General features: G+C 57.1%; 20 protein-coding genes and 1 riboswitch. Of the genes, 15 read left to right on the top strand and 5 right to left on the bottom strand.

Going from position 1 to position 22,848, the window contains the following annotated elements; genetic code table 11:
- Window positions 1–218 precede the first annotated feature (218 nt).
- The 4 genes from BLT65_RS12425 to BLT65_RS12440 all read right to left on the bottom strand — a co-directional run bounded on the left by BLT65_RS12425 (window position 219) and on the right by BLT65_RS12440 (window position 4,471).
- Entirely contained in the window at window positions 219–863 is a 645-nt protein-coding gene (locus BLT65_RS12425; RefSeq protein ID WP_091778075.1) for an NADAR family protein, read from the bottom strand.
- Entirely contained in the window at window positions 856–1,854 is a 999-nt protein-coding gene (locus BLT65_RS12430; protein ID WP_091778077.1) for a phosphoribosyltransferase-like protein, read from the bottom strand. Before BLT65_RS12430 ends, BLT65_RS12425 begins: the two co-directional genes overlap by 8 nt.
- Window positions 1,855–2,141: 287 nt before the next feature.
- Entirely contained in the window at window positions 2,142–2,834 is a 693-nt protein-coding gene (locus tag BLT65_RS12435; protein ID WP_091778078.1) for a nucleoside/nucleotide kinase family protein, read from the bottom strand.
- Window positions 2,831–4,471 carry a vitamin B12-dependent ribonucleotide reductase gene (locus tag BLT65_RS12440; protein ID WP_091778079.1) on the bottom strand — a complete coding sequence of 547 codons (1,641 nt, stop codon included), beginning with the start codon at window positions 4,469–4,471 and terminating at the stop codon, window positions 2,831–2,833. The genes BLT65_RS12435 and BLT65_RS12440 overlap by 4 nt, the downstream gene beginning before the upstream one ends.
- Window positions 4,472–4,820: 349 nt before the next feature.
- On the opposite strand from BLT65_RS12440, the gene BLT65_RS12445 reads away from it, so the two are divergent.
- On the top strand, window positions 4,821–5,561 hold the full coding sequence (locus BLT65_RS12445) for a lecithin retinol acyltransferase family protein (RefSeq protein WP_244186487.1): 741 nt from the start codon (window positions 4,821–4,823) through the stop codon (window positions 5,559–5,561).
- 634 nt (window positions 5,562–6,195) lie between these two features.
- On the opposite strand, the gene BLT65_RS12450 is transcribed toward BLT65_RS12445, so the two are convergent.
- Window positions 6,196–7,530, bottom strand: a complete 1,335-nt coding sequence (locus BLT65_RS12450) for a hypothetical protein (protein WP_091778081.1) — start codon at window positions 7,528–7,530, stop codon at window positions 6,196–6,198.
- A 482-nt stretch (window positions 7,531–8,012) separates the two neighbouring features.
- Between BLT65_RS12450 and BLT65_RS12460 the strand changes: the two genes are divergently transcribed.
- From BLT65_RS12460 to BLT65_RS12535, 14 genes are all read left to right on the top strand, one after another.
- Window positions 8,013–8,306 carry a cyclic-phosphate processing receiver domain-containing protein gene (locus BLT65_RS12460; protein ID WP_091778166.1) on the top strand — a complete coding sequence of 98 codons (294 nt, stop codon included), beginning with the start codon at window positions 8,013–8,015 and terminating at the stop codon, window positions 8,304–8,306.
- 255 nt (window positions 8,307–8,561) lie between these two features.
- A riboswitch (SAM-I-IV-variant riboswitch) is annotated at window positions 8,562–8,667 on the top strand.
- A 28-nt stretch (window positions 8,668–8,695) separates the two neighbouring features.
- The gene (locus tag BLT65_RS12465) at window positions 8,696–9,124 is read left to right on the top strand and encodes a DUF3293 domain-containing protein (protein ID WP_091778082.1); all 429 of its coding nucleotides are present in this window, start codon (window positions 8,696–8,698) and stop codon (window positions 9,122–9,124) included.
- 221 nt (window positions 9,125–9,345) lie between these two features.
- Window positions 9,346–9,699 carry a hypothetical protein gene (locus BLT65_RS12470; protein ID WP_091778084.1) on the top strand — a complete coding sequence of 118 codons (354 nt, stop codon included), beginning with the start codon at window positions 9,346–9,348 and terminating at the stop codon, window positions 9,697–9,699.
- Window positions 9,696–10,331 carry a hypothetical protein gene (locus BLT65_RS12475; protein ID WP_091778085.1) on the top strand — a complete coding sequence of 212 codons (636 nt, stop codon included), beginning with the start codon at window positions 9,696–9,698 and terminating at the stop codon, window positions 10,329–10,331. Before BLT65_RS12470 ends, BLT65_RS12475 begins: the two co-directional genes overlap by 4 nt.
- 97 nt (window positions 10,332–10,428) lie before the next feature.
- Window positions 10,429–11,415 carry an ADP-ribosylglycohydrolase family protein gene (locus BLT65_RS12480; RefSeq protein WP_091778087.1) on the top strand — a complete coding sequence of 329 codons (987 nt, stop codon included), beginning with the start codon at window positions 10,429–10,431 and terminating at the stop codon, window positions 11,413–11,415.
- Window positions 11,416–11,511: 96 nt separating this feature from the next.
- On the top strand, window positions 11,512–12,009 hold the full coding sequence (locus tag BLT65_RS12485; protein WP_091778088.1) for a YbjN domain-containing protein: 498 nt from the start codon (window positions 11,512–11,514) through the stop codon (window positions 12,007–12,009).
- Between the two features lie 600 nt (window positions 12,010–12,609).
- Window positions 12,610–14,028, top strand: coding sequence for a DUF262 domain-containing protein (locus tag BLT65_RS12490; protein WP_091778089.1), 1,419 nt, complete (start codon window positions 12,610–12,612; stop codon window positions 14,026–14,028).
- Window positions 14,025–16,019, top strand: a complete 1,995-nt coding sequence (locus BLT65_RS12495) for a DUF262 domain-containing protein (RefSeq protein ID WP_091778091.1) — start codon at window positions 14,025–14,027, stop codon at window positions 16,017–16,019. Before BLT65_RS12490 ends, BLT65_RS12495 begins: the two co-directional genes overlap by 4 nt.
- A 2,369-nt stretch (window positions 16,020–18,388) precedes the next feature.
- Window positions 18,389–19,405: a ParM/StbA family protein gene (locus BLT65_RS12505; RefSeq protein WP_091778094.1), complete on the top strand. Its 1,017-nt coding sequence runs from the start codon at window positions 18,389–18,391 to the stop codon at window positions 19,403–19,405.
- Window positions 19,402–19,728: a hypothetical protein gene (locus BLT65_RS12510; protein WP_091778095.1), complete on the top strand. Its 327-nt coding sequence runs from the start codon at window positions 19,402–19,404 to the stop codon at window positions 19,726–19,728. Before BLT65_RS12505 ends, BLT65_RS12510 begins: the two co-directional genes overlap by 4 nt.
- A 654-nt stretch (window positions 19,729–20,382) precedes the next feature.
- Window positions 20,383–20,607, top strand: a complete 225-nt coding sequence (locus BLT65_RS12520; RefSeq protein WP_086909145.1) for a winged helix-turn-helix domain-containing protein — start codon at window positions 20,383–20,385, stop codon at window positions 20,605–20,607.
- 107 nt (window positions 20,608–20,714) lie between these two features.
- Complete coding sequence (locus BLT65_RS12525; protein WP_143036512.1) at window positions 20,715–21,527, top strand: site-specific integrase; 813 nt, start codon at window positions 20,715–20,717, stop codon at window positions 21,525–21,527.
- Entirely contained in the window at window positions 21,524–22,624 is a 1,101-nt protein-coding gene (locus tag BLT65_RS12530) for a hypothetical protein (protein WP_091778099.1), read from the top strand. Before BLT65_RS12525 ends, BLT65_RS12530 begins: the two co-directional genes overlap by 4 nt.
- The gene (locus tag BLT65_RS12535) at window positions 22,611–22,802 is read left to right on the top strand and encodes a helix-turn-helix transcriptional regulator (protein WP_086909142.1); all 192 of its coding nucleotides are present in this window, start codon (window positions 22,611–22,613) and stop codon (window positions 22,800–22,802) included. The genes BLT65_RS12530 and BLT65_RS12535 overlap by 14 nt, the downstream gene beginning before the upstream one ends.
- The last annotated feature ends 46 nt before the right edge of the window (window positions 22,803–22,848 follow it).

Genomic DNA, 22,848 nt, shown 5'->3' on the forward strand with positions numbered 1-22,848 from the left:
TCAAGATCGATGACGCGACCGGGGAGACTCTCTCATGGAATGTTTCTTAGGCGTAGTGATGCGGGCGTTCGGAAATTCAAAGAATAGCCCAGCGACCGCCTCCAAACGGCCGCCCGTGGAAGTTCGCCGCTCTGATCACAGATCGGAGAAGATGTCGCTTCCACCTCGACTCTTCTCGAAAAGGGGATTCTGTTTTACCGCTACCTGAATAGAAGTGGTCAACCGAATATATCTCCGATCGTGGGCTCCTTCTTACCGATGACCGTGACTGAAGTGATGGGCTGAGATAGCAGCGTGAAGTTCGGAATTGGTACAGGGGAAACGGCGGCGAGCTCTGCCGGGCGGTTATTCAACGCGTCCCTTAGTTCCATCAGTAATCGACCGAGCACGTTGCGACCGACCAGCCTTCCCTCGGCGGCGGGCCTCGCGCCCCAAAAAACGTCTTTCTTTGTATATTCGACCAGAGGCAGGTCAGTCGTCGAGAGCAGAAGCGAGCCGAACGTATCCCTATTCTGGACAAGCTTGACCCGTAGGCACCACCTCATGATCTTCACTCTGACGTTGTCCCAGTCAGGTCGTGTCTGTTCGTCGAAACGCCGACTTATCGCCTTGGCCATTATCGGGCTGCGCTGCTCCAGAATTTGCCTCTGGATTTCCGGTGAGTGAGGAAATCGGCAAGCCTGGTACAATGCCTCCGCCGTTAGAGCGCGAAACTTGTCGACCACCAACGGATATCCACCTGCCATGTTCGATAGGCCGCCAAATGGCTCGTTCGTCTTCGCAAAAACGATACTTTGTGAGCGGTCGTAGACGCGAAGCTCGCGGTTGGCGTCGTGCTGAGCGTGGGAAGTCTCATCAGCCATTCGGAGAGCCCGAATAGGTCTTACGTGGAAAAAGCGGATACCAAGAGTTTAACGACAGGCGGTTCGATAAGGGATCGCCCCACCAAAATGCCAGCGGACAATTGTTCGGACAGTTTCGGTAGGTAACGATGGTAGCGCCGAAGCCGAGCGAAAATTCACCGTATCCGAGCGCTCGTAGGGATGGCTTGGGATCGACAACCAAGGAGCGAATACGAGCCCCAGCAAGCAGTAACTCTTGCTCGAGAATGTGTCTGCCCTCCTCGGACGAGAACATGTCAGGCGTGTGACCCAGCTGACGCTCCGGAGCGGAAAATTCCAAAGCCCGCTGCACTATGGGGTTGTCTGGAATGAAGGCCGGCGAAAATATCTCTGATCTTTTACTGCCCGCATAGCTCGGTGAGTTCTGCGGTTGGCTTACCCACATGAGCGCATAGTCGATATCCTTTCCGTATCGCAAAGCCGCCTTGCGCAACCGCTTCAACACCTCTTCTTTTGCATGCGAGTAGCAGATCAGGCTGATGACGAGCACCTTTGCGCCATTCGGCGCCTCCTCCGCAATCCACTTGTCGAGATCCGATACAACGCGCTGCCCGGTGCATATCATGTCATCGACATACACGAATAAATCACTGCTTCTACCACAGTCGTCGAGTGTCATGCTTAGGTTTTCGCGAAGGCACTCGTCGAAAAGACGCAGCATTTCGACCTGGCTCTGCCCACCACGCTGGATCCGGAGGAAGTTCGCTTGTCTCAAGTCTCCCTCGCCAATCTCACGAGCGATGGACGAAACTCCAGCTTTGATGTTCTCGCGCGTGAGGAAAGTTCGCTTCATGAGATACGCGAATTCCTGAAGAAACGGAGGTTGATGCTCTGGGGTGAACTGGCTGACCCAGCGACCAACATGATCAGCGTCAGGAGTATTGATTTCGCCCTCCCTATACGACTTGATCGTATCGGCGACAGTTTGCAGAAGCTCGTCTTGTTCGTTCACTGTCTTATGTCGTTATGATATGGCGGGACAACGATAGCCGCCCATATTGACACGAAAATGGGCACCTAGCCCGAGCGACACAGCAACGCCCCAGACCATACCGATAGCTGCCATCGCAGCCGACCGGCGTCCCTCCAACGCCCCTAGACGACCCCACGGCCGGCGTCTCCGAAGGCAGCCGATTTGACTTCGCTCTCGCTCAAGCTTACGAAGGATCAGGCGGTACGCATTCGACGAAACTGACGTCCCACGGACGCGGCTCCCGAGGCGATTGTGTTCGAGAGACATCAGGTGTTATGTGTTAATAACGGCCTTCGAATCTGGACAGGCGACAGCCCACTCGGGATTTCCTTCGTCACTCTCTCTATGTGCGACACCAACTCCGTTGCCGCCGCCGAGACTGTTCGATCATTAATACACGCACACCAGCCGTACTTCTCGGCGGCAAGATTGAACACTTCCGTGCATTGCCTATGCTGCTCGAACGACTGAATCACATGGCTGTTTAGTCCCCGAGAGCGACTGTGCGCTCGATCCCAGGACATCGACGCGGCGCAGGTAACTGCCACAGCGATGTCCGGGTTCCGTACCAGTCTACTCCGGTTGATGTCTAACACCTGTTCGAACGGGATCAAGCGTCGAAATGCTGCATCTGAGGGATACCAGCGGTCGATGAGTACGATTTCGCCTGAATGCAGGCCGTCCAAAATATGCGTCGTAATCCATGCTCTCCCCGCAGCCAATTGTTCGCAGATGTGCGTTTCAAGAGCCAAGTTTGGTGCTAGCGAAAGTTGTTCAAGCAACTCGATGGTGTCTGCACGGTAGGGATCGAGTTCTTTCTCGCAGAGCGCCACAACATCGCGACCCAACGCCTTTAATTTGTTATGCACGCCGTCAAGGATCGTAGTTTTTCCGGTCCCTTTTGGGCCGTCGAAACTGATGAATAGCGACTGTTCGGTACGAAATTCCCGCTTGATCATGCTATCGCCGCCGTGCCAGGCTGCATCCGAGGGCCCTGGGAAGGCTGCCCGGCGACACTTCCGTCGCGGTAAAGAGAAACACCAACACAGCCGCTAGCACGAGCGCGTAGTATGGCGTTTGCGATATCGCTGCGCGTACTGCAGAAGGGCAGATTGATGGTTTTGGAAATCCCACCGTCGATAAAGCCCTGAAAGGTGGCCTGTGTCTCAATATGCTCCGCCGTGGTCAAATCGTGAGCACGGACCAGGGTGTTTCGAATTTGGAGAGGAATGAGGTCCAAGTTGTATGCCTGCGTGCCACGCAAAAGCTTTTCTACCACCTCGGCCAAGGCCGACTCGTCAAAGCCTTGCTCCTGCAGCAGATGCCTCAATGTAGGTTGCAGTTGATGCACGACCACCCCCTCCACCTCTTGGCGAATGAGGTAACTGAATACCGGTTCTATTCCTCCGGTCGCATTGGCAAGCAGGCTAAGAGTGCCATTCGCGGCCACGGCCATTAGCGCGGCATTCCGGCGGGGTAGGCTGCCATCCTGAAGTTGCAGTTGTGGATCACAGGCGCCTCGCTCGGACGCTAGCCGTTCACTCGCCGTACGCGCGTTTTCGCTAAGTAGCGTCATAATAGTCCGAGCGAATGCCAAGGCTTCTGGCGAACCATAACGCAAGCCCAGGAGCAGCAAAGCATCGGCGTAGCCCATGACACCCAACCCGATTTTCCGGCTTTGGGCGCAGCGCTGGGCTACGACGTCGGATGCATGGCGTTGCAGATCGTGAAAGTTGTCCAGACAACGGACCCCAAGATGCACCGCATTGACGAATCGGTCGGTGTCGAAGGTCTTGGCGCTGACGAATCTAGAGAGATTGAGAGACCCGATCAGGGAAGACTCGTTCTCCCGGAGCAGGGATTCCCCGCAGACGTTCAGAATGAGCCGCTCTCCGTTAGGCGAGCGGGTGGCCTTGTGTTCGCCGAACGCAATCGCTGGCTTACCAGTCTCAGTGATGGAGTTGCAGATCAAGTCCCAGCGTTCGGCAGTATGCGGGTCCCCGGCTTCTAGTTTGAGAAAAAATGACTCGTCCAGTTCCACATTGGTGTGAGTGATGGATAACCTGTCACCCAGTTCGATGAAAGATCGGAACTGTGGATGGTCGACACTCAAGGTGACAGCACTATGGGCCTTGCGTTTGCGAGTCGGGTTGAGCACAGCTGTTTGCTGTTCGATCATTTGCGTCAAGGTGATCGGATCTGGCAAAGCGGTCAGGTCGTAGCCGATGCCGCCGCATCCGTCGTGGATGATTTTCGCCACTTCCAGTTCATCGATCCCGACTGGCGGAGCGAGAACATGGCAAGCAAACAGGTTCACCTCGTCTTCCCGTTCGCTGTTCATCATGACCGGGCTATTCGGCAGGAAGGCTCCGTCCTGCAAGAGCTCCAGTATTTGCGCAGAGGTTCGTTGCGCCTCACCCTCAGGTGCATGACGACGTTCGACGCTTAGGAAAAGACGTTGGACTCTCCGCGGCAGTTCATTCCAGTCAACCTGATTGGATTGACTGAAAAAGCGACCCTTGAGTATCTCCAGGTACGGGTTATCGACGGCCCATGCCGGTTGAGAGGTGCGTTCGATCACCACAGGTCTTTTCATTCTTTTCAGTTGTTAAAGTTAGTTTTCAATGGGCTACGCGGTAGCGAGTATTTACGCACCAGCAGCTGACGAGCATGCTACCGCGCACCTCACACTCCCCGTTCGATGTCGCGGCCGATGCCTTTGACCGTCCAGATCCGAGAGGAGTATATGCGTGAGCGCGAGTTGCAGAAAGGCGAGGTTTCGACTTAACGCGGGCTGACGACTTCGACTCGCACGCCGCGCCCAAGGGAAACTAGAGACCCCGGTCCTCGTCCATCACGCGCATGCTGCACCACGTTCGCGCGGAGCACTTTTTGCTGGCATCGCCCTCAAGTTTTGGGCACCATTGTCCGACATTGAAGAAGCAATGACAAAGACCAACGGGGCAAGAATGAGTGAGAGGACCATGCAGGGCGGGGATCACGTCTGGGTCCGGTGCACGGGCTACACCCATCACGGCATCGCCACCGGGACAGACAGCGTCGTCCACTATCTAGGCAAGAAAGGAGTCTACGAAGATGGGATGATCGCGGAGACATCCCTCGCCGAGTTCACCGACGGGGCCACGGTGCACGTGAAGGATCACCCGGACCGCCTGCATGGGCGAGTCCAGACCGTCAAGCGCGCTCGTCAGCGAATCGGGGAGACCGAATACAACCTGCTCTTCAACAACTGCGAGCATTTCGTGTGCTGGTGCATCTACGATGAACACACGAGCGAGCAGGTGAACAGCACGTTCCGCACAGTCGGCCACGCCGCGGCGAGCGCATGGGCGGGCCGCTCGTACGCCACTTGGGTTGCCCGGACGACGGGTGATGTGATGGTCTCGAATCGAACCGCGGAGACTGTCCGGGCTGTAGGAGCGATCACTCCATTCGTCTCCAGTGCGTTGACCACATCCGCTGCGCCCGCTGCCGCTACTGCCCTGACCACCAGCCTGACGAATACGCTCGGATCCGCAGGGATCGCCACAGCGCTCACGAGTGGTGGCGTTGCCGCCGCGGCTCTCACGACCGGTGTGATCGCCGCGCCCGTTGCGGTGCCACTCGTCGTAGGCGTAGCGGTCCTTGAATTCATTGGTCTGGGCCTGTCGGCTCTGTTTGACTGAGCGGGTTTGGGCCCGCTACTACTGCGCGGGTGCTGACTTTGCAACGGCGTCCCGCATCTCCACATAAGGAGTTTGGGGGTGGAGCAATTCCGTGTTCTAGACGGTCGGGTTGGCGGGTATGCCGCCACTCTTCTGCTGGTCGGTTACGTCAGTTGTAACGTGTTCACTATCCGCTGAAGCGGTCACGCGGGTGAATGCAAGAATCAAGACAAGTCGACAAGACGCCGGAAGACTTTTCTTGCGCACGGGCAAGCTGACAAGCAAAGCGGCGTGCCTTGGTACCCTTCGAGCATAGACAATACACGAAAAGAAAAGATACTTAAGCTAATCGAGAAGGGTTACGAGCCTTCCAAAGCGTTTGCGCAGATACTTTCGCGAGCTAGGCCATCTAACCCCCTGCAGCCTGCTACGGCCTAACGAAGCAATGGCCTTTCAACTGACACCATCTCAATTGATTGTAGTGTCGGGCATCATTCATATTACGCGAAGAAAAGTGAAAAGCTGTGCCGCCACGGCGGAGCGTGATACACGAGCGAAAAAAGGCGTCGAAGAGAGCCACCTGCCCCTGGCTTCGAGCACGGTGCGGTCATTTGGTCGGGGAAATGCGACCGGAAAAGCAAGCCTCGGTCACGCCTCATGGTTTACGGCCCGACTCATCATCCGCATCGCACAAACGCGCCGCCGATTTACAGTCCGCCTCAAAAAGCGCATCCATACAATCCGGGATGTTTTGCCTTCGGAATTGACGGAGGATATCGACCCAGTTAATACGAGTGTCCGCGTGCTCCTCGAGGGGGCTGGTCGCGATAAGCTCCTCGACACGCACCCGGTTAAGCGCGAGTACCGCACCTGATTTCTTGCCAGGCAGGCGTTCCGGTCCTGCTTCCAGAACCGTTACGCGTAATGTGCCGGCGACGTGGATTAACGCGTTCTTCCTTCTGCCATCCGGACAGACAATGATTCCCTCTTTCTGAGAGAACGTATCGAATGGCTTTTCACTCGATATATTGGCGTTGCCTATAACAGAACTTGGCATGGCCTGCCAGAAGTCGCGGACATTCGTATCAATCAGCTCGAAATCACCGTTTACTTGCGATATGGCCAGCGGAAACAGACCGTCATCGAAATTCTCGCCAATAATACGGATTGGCCCATCGATGACGGCGCCTTTGTTCTTTGAAATACCCCATCGCTGAAACCACTGCTCGCGTGTGCGTGCAGTCAGCACCGCCTTCAAGACAGGCAATGACGCGCTCGACAAGCGAACTTTCGGACACTCGTTTGCAAACTCTTCAGGCAGGCAATCGACCCATTCTGCCTGGTCGAAGCGCAGACCTTGAGTCAGCGCGTTATAGCCATCTAGCAATGCAGTCGAAAGATAGGCGCCGACACGTCGCCTGCTCCAATGCCAACCTCGGTCGTCGTCAGTCCAGCTTCTGAAGATGCGTTCGACTTCGGCATCCAGACCATTGTCTGCGGCCCACACCTTGGCACAATGATAGACATATGTGTGCTCGAAGTTAATGTGACCGGGCAACGCTGCCTCATGATGGAATTGAGCGTATCGTCGCCTCCCCAAGAGCCCCTCACAGGACATTGCATAAATGTCGAAACGATAGTGCGCATCGCCGCAAGTGTGCAAAAAATCAATCGCAAGGCGCTCAGCTTGTTCGCGGTCTGCAATCGCCCCACTGAGACATTCAGTGAGCGTCGAAACGCCGCCGGATAAAACGAATACACCCCACCTTCCCTTAGCGTCCCGGTGTCGAAGCGAGCGATAGAAGTAGTATTCCGGGCAGATGGTCTGTGTAACCGACTTCGGTCCACCTCGCCATTCGCTTTCATTGTCCGCGTTGCCGGCTTCGTCGCCTTGTATGGGCCGCGGCCGGCGTTCCTCCACTTCAACAAGCTCATCTTTGGGCAAGCGTCGTTCGACGCAACGCCAGTATGCTTCAACCCGGCTCTTCATAACAACCCCAGTTCCTGTTCGTTGAACTTCGTGTATGCGGTTCTCAATGGTGCGACGGCCAACCGGCGGGAAGCCATGCGCCCCGTTACCAGTCTGCCGTCCACTCTTAAGTGAACGACAATACCGGATAAGCCTTCGTTTTCGCTTTTTCCACCTACTCTAGCTGGAGTAGTACACGAGTGCACACAATGTATTGACGGATGTACTTCTATAGAAGCTTCTTCCGAGAAGCGATGCATGTCGACGTGAAGTCACCATAGACGCGCTGCATAGTTGCCTCCCCGAATCTTGCCACTTCCCCGAGAGCGCCCTCGATGACTGCAGCCTGTGTGTTGTCGGTGTCGATTGGTACCGCAAGCCGCAGGGCAGGCTCTTCAGCTTCGATCTTGGCAACGCAATCATCTTCGACTAGGCTCAATTAAAGGACTTCAGCAAAATATTTATCTCCTGTGCTGATGCGCCCTCTTCAGGGTAAAGCAAACATGAAAGTGTTTCTCGACGATGAGAGGCCCACACCTGATGGGTGGCATCGCGTTTTTTGGCCCGATGAGGCCATCCAATTGCTCCAGACTGGGGCCGTCGAGGAAATCAGCCTGGATCATGATTTGGGGGATGACGCCCGGGGAACCGGGTACGACGTCATCCTGTGGATTGAAGAGGCCGTCGCACTGCGTGGGTTCAAGCCACCAATAATCATCGTCCACTCCGCAAATTCTTCGGCGGTCGACAAAATGCGGGCTGGCGTTCTTGCCATTGAGCGGCTGGCCAACCGCTGACAGTTTTCGTAGCATCATGCAACTTGATGATCTGCTGCCCCGTTTTGACTCTGAATTTGTCGACCGCGCGAGCCTGGCATCGTGGCCCTGGGTCAGGTCAAAGTTTGCAACTTCCGCGGCGCGGACCATAGTGCTTGGCGAGACCTCATCCGTCACCCGAGCGTCTTCTTCAATCGGCGCACCGCTGGGCCCTTCCGCAGAAACATGATCCCGCACTTTTTTCTTGACACAAGAGTCAAGCACGTGATCTAATCCGCCTCGCATTCTGAATTGGGTCGACGCCCATGCCAACCTGCCTTCCCGGGCAAGGTGGAACGCGAAAGCGAATGTGGCTCTCATGAGAGCAACCAAGCGGGTAGCGCGTCGACCCTCCCTTAACGGAGGGTTTTTTGTTTTCAGACTCAGCGATTCCTACTGAAACGATCCAGGCTTACCTGGAAACTGAATACATCACTTTTGGCGACGCGCCTACGACGTTAAGGATTGGCCAAACCAACCCGGAGTTGGTCACCCTGCACAAAACTCACAACGTCAATTGCAGCGCATTCGTTACTGCCTGCAATCCCTTTAGCCAGAATTGCAGTCCTGAGTTCAACGCCGCCAGTCAGGAAGCGTTAGCGTGTGAACTGAAGCGGCTTGGCTTGATCGCGATCGAGGGTATCGGCAAGCACCCGTCAGACAGGTGGCCTGGCGAGGCGAGCTATCTCGTGCCTGGGCTCTCGCTTGAAGCAGCAAAGGCGCTTGGAGCGCAATACCGTCAGAACGCAATTGTCTGGTCCGCAGACGACGCGACGCCTCAGCTCGTGCTATTGCGTTGAATCGCCGTTCACCTGATCTGACAAATTTCAGTTCGGAGCATTTCAAATGCAGCTAAAGCGGGAAGCAACCCGCTTTAGCGCAAGCCGGGTGGTTTCTTTTGTTTCATGTCGCGGATTTAAAGCACAACTTGCAGCGCGACTCATAAATTCTGCTAAAGCGTCGCCACGCCTCTGTACCCCGAAGGCCGGTGAACGCCGAACCATCGGGGATGGAGAGAAAAATGACACAACCTCTACTGGGCATTCTGCCTTCGCTGGACAGCCTCTTCGATCGCTTCCAGTTTCAGATCGAAACGCCTGAGTATCACGTCCTCTTGATCGGACTTCCGGGTACCGTCCGCCCCGGGTCATTCCTCTTCGCAAGGCCGCGACCAGACGTGCGCGAGGCCGTCGCGGCACGCTGCACAAATGGCGTCATTGGCGGCTTTCGTGCAATCCGTTCGGCACAATGGATGAAGCAGGGTTTGCTCCCCGTGTACGCCTATGACCCACCTCACATCGCCAGCTTCTTCGCTGCGCTTGTTCCGTACGCCGAGCACGAGCGGTTTGAATGCCAAGGGAGGAAAGGACAATGAGAGCGCGCCATTCCAACTACCCCATCGGCAAACTGCTTCTGAACGTAATCGAACAGTCAGGGCTTGACCCAAAAGCGTTCTTCGCTGAACTGGGATTCACGAACTTTTCGAAGTCGATAGAACGACTGGATGGCTGGCTCAGGCACGGGGAAGGCAACACCCTGCTGCTGGAAAGACTTCAATCCAGCCGGTTCGCCATTGATGACAATCTGTTGAAGCAGGTGATGGCTGAAAACGATGTCCTGTTACAGCGAGAGCGCGCGGCTGTAGCAAAGCGTGAGGAAGACGAGGCAAGACAAGCCTTCCAGCCCTACCTTGAGGTCATCCCGGAGTTCTCCCGCCCGACCCAGATAACGTTGTTCTGTCTCTCCGGTGGTAATAGGCGATTTGGCTCCAGAGTGCCCGACGACATATCGGCATGGCCGCGGGATGACCAACTTGCCTGCCTGAAACGGCTTGTGCGAGAGAACTTTGCAAAACACCAGGGTAGAACGTACTTCACGGGACGGATTGTTGGCTATCTCTATCGCCCGACGTTCGATAGCGAACCGATTCAGCTAACCGTCACCGGAGATCTGGAAGCACGAGGGGAGCCGTTGTCACACGCCGTCTCGTATCTTCGACTTCGGTGACTCCGCTACCTGGCGAGACATTGTTCACCGGTGCGGTGAAGCCATGACCAGATATCCGCGGCATTCATACGCTAATAATCAATCGCAGGAGATCAATATGACGAACAAGAATGGCGGGTTCGCAGCACTGTTACAGAACCACAAATCCAATGCGGCTATCGGTGGACTTGTCGGCCTGCTAGTCGGTGACGCGCTCGGCGTAGGATTCGAGTTCAAGCATCCGAACCAGATTCCTCCGCGCGCCGTGATAGAAATGACTATGCCTGCGACGTTCAGGCGTACCTATTCCCATGTACTTTCCGGAACGTGGTCCGATGACGGGGCGCAGGCGCTGTGCCTGCTTGCCAGCCTGATCGAGCGAGGCTCGTTCCGCCTGACGGACTTCGCGGACAGACTGGTGCAGTGGATGGATAAGGGCTACTTCGCAGTCGACGGCGATGTCTTTGATGTTGGCAGTCAGACCGCCCGCGCATTGGACCGCCTGCGCGACGGCGTACCCCCGCTGGAATCAGGCGGCGCATCCGAGTGGGACAACGGCAATGGCTCGCTGATGAGAGTGCTGCCGTTGGCACTATGGCATACCGGTCCAGATCGTGAGCTGGTCAGGAGCGCTCATCTGCAATCGATGCCGACTCATGGGCACCCTCGGTCGCTGGTCGCCTGTGCGTTCTACTGCCTCATCGCACGCGGGTATCTTAAGAACCTATCGGACCCCTGGTCGTGGGCTGATCAGCGTCTCGAGGAAATTTACCATGCCTGGTCTGATCCTCACGAACAGATAGCGTTTCTGGCAGAACTCGATGAACTGAAGCGCTTTCCCAGGTCGAACGAAGCCCGTGGGACCGGCTACGTGGTTGACACGCTCTGGTCCGCGCGCAAGGCGCTGGAAGAGGAGTCGTTCGAAGAAGTGGCCCGGACTGCTATCAGCTTTGGACATGACACAGATACGACAGCAGCGGTCGCGTGCGGCCTGGCCGGAATCAAGTTCGGCCTGGACGGCATCCCGGTACGCTGGCTTGAGCAGCTTCGGGGATTTGAACTTGTAGAACCGTTGATAGCACGGTTCACCGATGTTCGCGCCTAAGAGCTCTGCCTGCGGAGTGGAGAAACACCCGAAGTCCGGCAGGTCGGCATCTGCCCGGCTGCATCTGTACAACGTATCTACCACCAGGAGAAATATTTGACGCAAATTTTCGCTGAATCCGACGTCACCATCGAAATCCTGAATGTCCATGTCCGCGATAGCGGCCTGGTGCCATACACGGTGCAACACGATCATATCTCGCTGCGTACCGAGAAGGGTATTGGTTATAGCGTTTCCTTGGTCACGGACCGAAAGTTCATACGGTTCAGCACATACCTTCCGCTGAACAGGCTGGCCCCTACTGACCAGAAGCAAGAACTCGCGCGACGATTGAACGAGGAGGTCTTCTTGCCTGTGTTCGCCTTGGACCGCGATGAAGACCTGACTGTCGCCTACGTGCTGCCGTATGTGCAGGGTTTAATTGCCGGGAATTTCATGTTCGTCGTCAATCGGTTTGCGTCCTTGCTGGATTTCATCGTTCGCACCTACAACGATGACGGGCTGATCGACTTCGGTGCACCCGAAGTCGCATCAGCGGTGTCCACATCGGCCGCCCCCGGAACAGGGCCAGCCGGTGATGACCGCTTGCACTGACGGATCAGTAGCGTCTTCGGGCCATGGTCGAAGTCGGGAAGGAAACGGCCGATCGACTGACGAGATCGCCTGTTGCTGCGTCGATCAAATCTCGTCTTTGCGCAACGTTTACTGGGCGACTACAACGCAGCGGAGTCACATCGAGACACGAAATGTCCCGACGTTTGCGTATAGTCCCCACAGATACACCCAAACGACGTCGGCCCGATTGAAGCGGACGTCGGTCCGTGTCGCTTCAGCGAACATCGTCACGGCGATAACAATTCGCCCGCTCTCACATCAAGAAGATGCGTCGCGATGCTGCGACCGGCGCCGCAACGCAACCCGACGTTGGGACGTTGGAGTCGAAGCCGACGCGTACAGCACAGCCTGTTTAAGATTCGTTGCTTGCCTGCCGATAAACCCGTGGTCGATTCACTATGAAACTGTATATGCGCAGTGGGCAGCCTCACTAGATCTACATAGTCAAGCCTGTTGACCATCTCAGGAGCGGACCCTCTCAAGAGGCACAGGGAAAAATTCGCTCACTCTGTCACGGCGAAGCCTGCACGGCGGGGGTGAGCCATTAATAATCATCGATTCATTTTCGCGTTAAACCGCATGACGACCCTTTCCCCTCTACCGCTGGCGGTCGCCAGCGTATCGCTAGATCAGCTGCTGTCCGGCCGGGAAATAAGCGACACCCTTGGCCGTCCGCTCAAAGGCCGGCTTTGTCTGCCGGAATATCAGCGCCCCTATCGCTGGAGCAGCGAGCAGGTCGCGCAACTGGCCGACGATCTGGCCCGCCACCGGCAATTGGCCCCCGGCCACGACTATTATCTTGGCAGTCTGATCCTGCACCAGAGCGAGGACGGCTCGCTCAATATAATCGACGGCCAGCAGCGGTTGACCAGCATTGGCATCCTGTGCCTACTCGCGGGCGTGTCGCCGCTACCGGATCTGAGCTATCGTGCACCGGAAAGCCGGCAACGCATCCGTAGCAATCTGGCCGAACTGCGCAGGAAGAATCTGCAACCGCTACTGGACCTAAATCAGGTCAACGTCACTCTTGTGGTGACCCGCAGCGAGGACGACGCCTATCGTTTCTTCGAAACACAGAACAGCGGCGGCGTGCGGCTCTCCGGCATTGATATCGCCAAGGCCCATCACCTGCGCGCAGTGGACGAAGCCCGGCAAAACGACTACGCGCGGCGCTGGGAGCAACTGGGCGACCTGGAGCCTGTCGTGGATTGTGTCATGCGTGGCCGCCACTGGCAGAACCTCGACTGGCGCGAACTGGCAAGCAAGCAACGACAGGTGCGCGATTGGCGCGACCAGGTGGTGGAGGAATTGGCTACCGCCACCGGCGAAAGCGGCATGGATGTCGCGTATCAACTCGCCGTCGACGATTTCACCCAGCAGGAAAGGCGCGGTCAGCCCAAGCTCTGGCGGTACGATTTGCGCCAGCCGTTACAGGCCGGCCCCAACAGCATCAATTACCTGGAGCAGTTTCAAACGCTGCTGAGCCGCTACTGCCCCAACCAGTTGATCGACGAAGCTCACGCGGAATCGTGGCCCCGGCTGTACGTTCAACTGGTGGCGTGCTCTGATGCCTCGCCCTTCCTGCGCAAGCTGTACGATGCGGCGCTTGCGCTCTACGTTAGCCGCTTTGGCGACACCCGGCTGGAAGAGGCTGGGCTGTGGTTGTTCCGTGCGATCTACTCGTTGCGGATGAGTAACGAGAAGATGGTGCGGGAGAGCTCGGTGCAGAAGTTCGCCCGCGACAATCCGCTACTTGACTGGCTTGCCCACAGCTACACCCACGCGCAGGTGATCGCCCGGCTGCGTGGCTTCAGCTATGAGACCCGGCCGGAAAACCTCGACGCTCCTAGCGGCAAGAAGCGTCGACATGTGGCGGCAGTGTCCCAAGTGCTGAAATTCAATCTGGCAACTACGCCTGAGCAAATCGTCTTGCATTTCGACAACGAGCTTCGTCGCGCCATCGAACAACGCTGTAATTCCAAGGAACATTGCGCATGAACCGTGTTCGCTCCCAAACCGAAACCATCGCAAGGCTGTGCAAGGAGGGCGTGGCCCTCAATATTCCTAGCTACCAGCGTCCCTATGTCTGGCCGGCGGAGGATGTGGAAAAACTGCTGACAGACATCGCTGCGGCCAGCCTTGACCAGCAGCCGCACTACTACATCGGCACCCTGATCAGCTCGCGCAGCCGCGCCCATGCCAATCCGGAAGCAGAATATAGCTACGAACTGATAGACGGCCAGCAGCGCAGCACCACACTGACCCTGCTGGCGCTGGCGTTCCGCGAACGGCTGCCCAATCACGCGCTAGCGGCCATGACCCGGCTGGGTGCGCAGCCCCGCCTAACATTCATGATCCGCGAGCAAGCGCAGGCGTTTCTGGCGAAAGAGGCTGACTTGCAACCCGATACTCAATTGGACAATGCAGCGCTGGCCTCCCCATACCTTAGCCATTTGCATCAGGGGCTGAAGGCCGCGCGGCAGCGGCTCAAACAGATGGCGGACGCGGGGCAGGACCTGGGCGCACTGGCCGATTATCTGTATGAGAAGGTGGTGTGGGTCAACAATATCGTGCCGGCAGGGATGAACCTGAACCGCCTGTTCACACGCATCAACACAGGCGGCGTGCAGCTAGAGCAGAGCGATATCCTCAAGGCACAGCTGCTGCGCAAGATTCATCGCCACAAGCGCCGCTACGACGCCATCTGGCAAGCCTGCGAGAATCTGAACAATTACTTTGAGCGCAATGTGCGCCAGCTTTTCCCCCATTCCGATTGGCAAAAGCTGCGCTTCGATGCCCTCGCGCAATTCGATGCGGAACGCTTTCGGCAGGAAGAGAACGATCAGGCGGAAACCATAGGCCAAACATTGGCAGAGCTGGCTGCTGAGGTGGATGTCCAGCTAGGCCCGGAACACGGGCCGGCAGAAACGCCTTCTGCCAAAGAGGATGACAATACGGTGTACTGTCGCTCCATCATTGGCTTTCCGCTGCTGCTGATGCACACTTACCGCATCTTCCGCGCCGAACGGAAAGAAGGTGACATCAGCTGCCGGCTCAACGCGGCGCGCTTTGGCGAGTGTTTCGACGATTTCGTTCAAAACGGGAATGAGGCGGATGCCATCGCCTTCATAGAATGCCTGTGGCGTGTGCGCTATCAGTTCGACCGCTGGGTAGCGAAATGGCTGCAACGCGATGACGACGTCGAGCACCTGCATCTGGGCAGCGTAACGCTGAGCGAGAGCAAGGGCGTGAAACGGCTGAGCCGCTTCTATCCTGAACTCACGCCGGACCTGGTTCAGCTTCAGGCGGTCCGGAACTTCACCGGTGAGCGCAGCGCCCAGTACTGGCTCAGCCCCTTTCTCGCGCTGATGATGAAGCGCACGCCGGTCACAAACGGGGATGCGTCGAATGAGCTTAAGTCGATGGACATCGCGTTGCGCGAGCTGGAAAGGATAGATAACGTACTTTCCCTGGCCCAAAATACGCAAAAGGAAGCCAGCTTCGCGCTGTTGTGCGGGCAGAAATCGGAATGCGATCCTCCTGCTGAGATTGAAGATCATCTGCGAAAGCCACTGGGCACCGGCTTCGCACACTATTGGTTTCAGAAGCTGGAATACGTATTGTGGAAGCGCCGGGACAAGCTGCCTTTTCTGGACGAAAAACGTTGGCGCGATTTCCGCATCGCCTCGAAAAACTCGGTGGAGCATGTCCACCCCCAGCAACATGAGTATCGCGAGGAACAGCTCGAACCCGACATACTGAACAGCTTCGGCAATCTGGTCCTGCTGAGCCCAGGTGAGAATTCCTCCTACAGCAATCAGGATCCGGAAAAGAAGCGCGTCGACTTTGAGCGCAAGCTGACCTATGACGCTTTGAAGCTGGCGCACATTTTCCATCTGATGGGCAAGGAACAATGGAATGCAGCCAAGATAGAGCGGCATCGGCAGAGCATGCTAGAACTGTTGCTACAGCATTATCAAGCCGGGTAAATTCATCTTATCGAGCAAAACTCGGATGATCCAGGTTGGCGCGAAGGCCTGCTGACCTGGCTTTCGCGACACAGGTCAATCGTAGAATCCACGCTCCCGATCGGGAGATCGATTGCGTCGCTTTAAACGAACCGATGGAAAGTAACGTTGAGCGGCAAAGAGCAGCGTGACGTTTGGGAAGGCGTGACTTTTGCCGATGGGAGCTGGCACGGGTCAAGCGGCGAGATCATTGCTATAACCGGTCCCCTGCTCGCGACAATTGCAAGTAAGCGATACGCGGCACGACACATGGAAGTGTTCTTCACGCCGTGCTCGGCAGTGCGCTCGAATTGACATGTCGGAGCCGAGCCCTCTTCGACAAGTTGTTCCTGCAATCAAATGCGCGCATTGCACGACCATGTGCTAGTCGCGTTCCCATGCCCCTATGGGCGCATCTATGGAATGACGAACATGGCCGAACACGATCACCGGGTGCCTGTCCAGCGGCCGTTGGCAGCACAGTTCCCAAAGCCTCTAAACTGAGAACTCGTTAACTCTAACGACGGCCGAGAGATTTGGTTCCGGCCAAAGCTGCACCCAACCGCGTCGTTGTTACTGGCATACGGTTCCTAGGCATCGACTCGAAACGATCTGCCTCTATCACTGCATGGAAAAAGCGGCTGTGTCAGGGTGGCTCAACCGTGAGGCACACGTAGTGTGAGCCTTTGTCAGCACGGACTAGAGGGCAGTTCGACGCCACGTCACCGACTCCCTTATATGCAACGGAGGGTTCGTGTTCTAGACCTCTGAACTTGTCAAATACGCCTCGCTGTTTGCTTCTTCTTGAAGGCGACCAGCCATCCCATGCCCCAGTCATCCCGGCGGCCCCGGTGGTCCGTCGTCTCCGGCCACTGCGTCGCCTCCGACTCCTGACCAGCAGCCAAAACAAGCGTCAATCAACCCGACAAGATAATTGTCGGCGCCCCGCGACTATCGCATTGACATACATCGGGTCCCGCTGTCGCCAGCTGTTCGCCATACTCATTGCATCAGATCCGATTTAGCGAGACGAATCACGCTTTCTGGTTTTCAAGACGTGCTACGCGGCCAGCGTCCAGAGCACCGATCAAGGAATGGCTCGCTGCCTCCTCAAACCGGTAATAGCCGGTCTAGTCCCGTGGATCGGCGCAAGAGGACTCTCGCCCCCGATCCCCGCTCCAAGTGCCACTTTGCTGGCACTTGGAGTCCCACAACGGAAACGACAATGACCATGGCGACAATATCTATGACTTGGTACCACTCAAGTGCCAGATGTGTGGCGCTTCCGCGCGCCAAAGGCACGAACGCAAGAAACTTCACAGGATGCGATTCGAAAAAATCGCGCGGATCCAGACTTTCCGCAGCCACTTCAAAAAATCGAAAAAGCGGCTGTGTCAGGGAATCGGCTATCGCTATAGCGGTCCGCCGCATAAGGCTTTTCAACTACTTTTCCCGCTCTCCTTACGTCCTTAAACGCAACGCAAGGCGTTGAGTTTTGATATTGCCGCCCGCGGGCGCCGGGCCCAATGCGCCCGGGTCGATCACACCGGAAATTTTCTGCAGTATTGGAAGAGAGCGATGCTGCTTGACAAAACCGCTCCGGATTCCTTAATCTCTATCTGGCATGATTCGCCGGTTCCCGGCATGAGGTTGATCGACTGATCGACCACCCCGTTGGTTGCGCGCACGTTTGTGTACGCACATGAAGCTGAAAGCGACCAGGCCTTTGTACTGGTCGGACTATCCAACCCTCGCTACGTTAGCGTATGCGAGGAGGCAGAAATCGCACTTGGTCGCGTGACCCACCGCTTCGGGTTCGCTCGCATCAACCGTGCGCTCCAGTTGCCCTTTCCGAAAATTAAAACCTAACACTCGTGCTGACGTCCCTCACGCGGAGGGTCGATCACGTCTGTCCGTTCGGAAGGCATTTCCACAGGCGTTCACGCGCCCTGCAATATTCGAGTTGATGCAGCCATGCAATCCGCTCCGCCACCTGCGCTATCAACGGGCAGCGCATCACCCTACGAAATTTCACTTCCTTGAGGCATTGCACGCAGGCCGCGCGTATGGTCCCTTCCCGAAATGCCAAATTGGCGGCAAGTCGTGCTCCCGCGGGAGTGCGCCGGCTCCGTGCCGTTTATCTATCCATTTGTAGTGCGTAGGGTCTTCTTGAGCGTCCAGCTCAGGAGGTGCAGCAGTAGAAGAGGATCGTTTTGACGCAGCCCGCTCAACTTGCATGTCCCGAATCCAGTTGCAAGATCTCTGCAACACATGACGGAGCGATCGAGTGCATCAATGGCGGGTGCCCCAACCAAACACCGACCTTTTAACAAGTTCCATAGGGAGATCAAATGTTCAACGAACCCTCGTTCCACAACCAGCCCGGAGAGGTTGGCCTCGACGTCGGCTACCTGTCCACAAAGTATGCGCTGCGGCGTGACGGTAAGATCGTCACTGGAAGTTTTCCGAGCCTCGCACTTCGTGCATCGGGCGTCGCGATCTTTTCTGGTCTCGAAAGCATCGGAGCACGCGAGGCCGATCTCAGGATCGAGATCGGCGACGCGTCTTACTTGGTAAATACCTCTGAGGTTGAGGTCGTTTCGTCCAGCGTAATCCGTACTGAGAACGACCAATATCCCATCACAGATGAGCATGACGCCCTCGTCAAGGCAGCGCTCGTTCAGAGTGGAATCCAGAACATCAGTGAGTTAGTACTGGGCCTGCCAATGCACACTTTCCAGCAGTATGCGCCCGCGCTCATCAAGAAGTTCCGCGGACGCCACGAGTTCGGCCACGGGACGTACACGGTCAGAAACGCGTCGGTGCTGCCACAGGGCGTGGGCGCGTTCGCATTCTTGCGCGTCAAGAAACCGGATGCATTTATGCCCGATACCTCTTGCTGCATGATCGACTGTGGCTGGGCCACGACGGACACGCTGGTCGCCTCCCCGAGTTTTAAAATTGATCCTCATCGCTCACGCGGAATTGCGGGAGGCGCCGCGCTGGTGCTTCGTCACATCGCCGAGTTGCTGCAACGCGACCATTCAGGACGTTTTTCGAACCTCGACAGGATTGACAGGGCCATCGTCACCGGAAAGCCACTGATACATGCGGGCCGGGAGATTGACCTTTCGCCTTACCTTCGCCGGGCGCTTCATGTGACCATCCCGGTTGCCCGTTCGGTGTTGACAACAATCAAAACCCAGGAAGACCTGATCGTCTTCGCCGCGGGCGGAGCCGCTCACTACTATCTCGAGGCGCTTCGTGAAATTCTCGGATGCGAGATCCAGGTCGTGGACAATCCCCGCTTCGCGAACTCGATTGGATTTCTGCTTGCTGGCGAAGCTGCGCGCAAAGGACGGCAATGAACACCTTCAAGGGCCACTACACAATACATGCGAGCGAACACCCGCATCTCAGCGAAACACTTGCTGGCGAGGCGTCCGCGCGACGGCGCGCTCGCCTGCTTGTTACCTTTGCGGAGCTGGGCTGCATGTTGCAGAAGATGGGACTGACCGGCATGAACAAAACGATTCCGGTGTCCCATCCTGGCAGCAGCGCCGTTCACATGGACCATACGGAGACCAATCCAGTCAGTGCGGCGCTGGGGGACGAATTTGTCACCAACCTCCTCGCCAATTTCATGTCTCCACCGCCTGATGCGACTGGCGACGAGCACGGCGACGCATAAAGGCGTCTGCAACCTTGATGGATAGCGACGCCACCGCCCGAATGTGCTCTTCACAGCAACCTGGCATCGTGGGATTAACGCAAAACGATTAGGGCAACCACCTAAAGATCAGCTCGAAGAAGAAGGATACAGTTTCGCCAGCCGCTAATGCGGCAGCGTGCCTCCGGGCACAAACCGATTTCACATGAATACGCATTACCCGCCTTTCCTGCTGGATAGGCGTGTCAACGAGGCGTGCACTCCCGCCTTTCAGGAACCCTTCCTCCCTGTTCTCTGGGAAGGAAGCGCCAATTTCGATCCAAAACTTGATCTGACTGACGCACGGCGTCCGTGAGGCTAAAGCCTGCATCGGTCGTCGCGGTCCCCGCGCGCAATGCACATGGTGTCCTGCGGGCGCGCCCACAGGGTCGATGCAAATTGTCCGCGCCGGGGATTCCCGCAGTGTGACCCAGCTGAAATCGATCCCGTCGGAGGGAAGGCCGCGTCCTCCCACGAAAGGCTTTTACGCCACCGCTGCAGCTCTTGGTCCGGGCCGCTCCGCATGAACCCGCAAAGTCGTTGACTGGTCGCCGCATCCCGGCGACCGCGGCACGTCGCCGCGCGGGTTGCATCGTCCCACTGCGATGCGAGACTCCTGATCAGGAGGGTTTCACCATGCAGGCACGCAACAAACATTCGAAGCTAGATCGCCCCGACATCGTTGCCTTCCTCCGCCGGTGCGCCACGTCACGCCTCAAAGGAGCAGACGTGCGTCGTCACTCGCTGCAGGAGGTGGCAGACGGGATCGCCAAACGATTCGGCCTCAAGGTGCACAAGTCCACCGTGCACCGATTTCTGAAGCGCCTCGGGGTCAACTTTGCATGGGGTAAGGCCAAATGAGCAGCGCGACTCTCTCTCTCGCCGCAAACGCATTGGCACGGAAACTGATCTCGGCTGTCGTAGCGCTCGGCCAGTCGAAGTCGGCCCTCGGCGCAATCGCGGGGCACGTGATCGTATCCGTAGGCACGGCGCGAAATTTCGAGCAATGTGTATGCGATTTTCTCCGCTGGCGCTTCGCGGGCGGCACAAGCATCGACGCGCCCGTAACTCGCGCAGAACTCGAACAATATCTGACGCAGGAGAGCCAGCGCTGGCGGCAAAAAACTGTCGATCAGCATCGCCAAGCTTTGAGCCTCGTCTTCAGCGTGGCGCTTACGCGGATCGACGCCCAAATCTCAACGTTCACACGTGGTCGTGCGTACACGGAAGACGAGATGGTGGCCATTGCTCGCCGCCAGTCGTCGCGCAATGCACTTGCGACGCGCGTCGCCTTTCACAGCGGAATGCGCGCCAGTGAACTGTACGAACTGCGCGAGGCGCATGAGCTCGACCCCGAACCAGGTCGCCCTTGGCGTCCCGATCTGTTCACCGGTCTGCCCGACGGTGTCATCTACCGGACGACGGGCAAAGGAGGGCTCGCGCGCAGCATCTGGATCCCAGCAGAACTGCATCTTCAACTGCAGACCTGCCGCCTTGCGATGCCTGCCACGGTCATTGACCGCAAAGTGCATCGGGAAACCGTGTTCGATCTCGGCGGTGGCCAGAGCCTGTCCCAGTCGTTTTCGGAGACGAGTGTCGTCGTACTCGGGTTCTCTCTGGGATTTCACGGACTGCGGCACGGCTACGGCCAGCGCCGCCTAGAGACGCTCATCGCGATGGGTCTCGACCCGCTCGACATTTTCGAAATGGTCAGCCAGGAGCTCGGTCATCTACGTCTTGATGTCCTGTGGCATTACACGCCACCCCGGAGAAAGGCATGAAGAGGACTGCTTATCCTTCCGGGATGCGTTCCCGCCGTGGGCGTGACAACACCCGAACGTTCTACCTCATCCAACCCGACGGCACGAAACTCATGCTTGGCCAGGACTTCCGCCTCGCTTGCCAGCGCTGGGTCGAAGTACAGCAGTCGCAAGTGCAGCAAGAGCGCCCGGACACAGCGCTTGCGCTGCTCAGTGGCTTCCAGCGCTGCTCGCTGCCTTCGCCCAGTTCGGCAGCCTTCCTGCGCAGGCAGGCCGAACTGGCGACATTGCGCGACTACTTCGCTGACGCGGGCGACCCGATGCTCGATACGATCGCCAGTGAAGCGGACTTCCTGACATGGTACATACATCGTAAGCATGCGACATCACCTGACGCAGTCGTCCGGATATTCCGCCATGTGTGGATCTTCGCGCAGGAACTCGAAATTGTGGGTCGCGCGTGTCCCTGGAAGTCCCTTGATCTAAGCAAGGTCCGGCTCAAGCTCGAAGCCGCCGACGTGGTCTACCGCTTTGCTTTGGCACCGCTCACCGGGCTGCTTGAGGAACTGTTGGACAAGAGGCTTCCGAGGACGATCGAGCCACATCGCGCCCCGAGTGTGCCCGACGACATGCAGTATCTGCAGGTCCTGCTGAAGCAAGCTGCTTCGACCGCGGTGGCACAGCTACGCGCCTGCGGCAGGATGGATTTGGTTGCGCCCGTGTATCAGCTCACCATTGATGATCTGCTTTCACTGCGCGGCTCACCAATCCTCTCGCTGGTGCGTCCTCCGGGCCGGATTTCCCTAGAACACCGCCGCAGGGAATATCTGAACTCATTGAAGACACCGACGCAAAGCTCCCGCGAGTCAAAAGGCCTCGACGGGCGCGCCTCCGTACGCCTGCGCGAGTTGAGCGACCCCGAAGTGCAACAGGTTTTGGTCCAGCGCCTGTTTCTCGACGAGAATCCGACGTCAATTGGACAACTCAAGATAGAACTCGAGCATCTCTTCAACATTGCGGTGGACACGAGCGCCATTCTGCGCGAGCGGAATCTCATGGATAAAGAACACTTGCCGGAAGCACTGTTTGTTACGGGAGCCAAAAATGGAAAAGGGTAAATTCCTGCGCCTACCACAGGTACTGGACAAGATTGGTGTGAAAAGATCGACCCTGTACTCGTGGATTCAGGCAGGCCAGTTTCCACCACCCGTGCAGCTTGGCGCGCGTGCGGTCGGTTGGTGGGCGCACTCAGTCGATGAGTGGATGAACTCACGCCAAACGGCCAATCGCAGATAATCCCCCCACAGCTAGATTTGTTTCGATTCTAAAAGGAGCAGGACTT

It is taken from the genome of Paraburkholderia steynii, assembly GCF_900100565.1.
Classification (GTDB): Bacteria; Pseudomonadota; Gammaproteobacteria; order Burkholderiales; family Burkholderiaceae; genus Paraburkholderia; species Paraburkholderia terrae.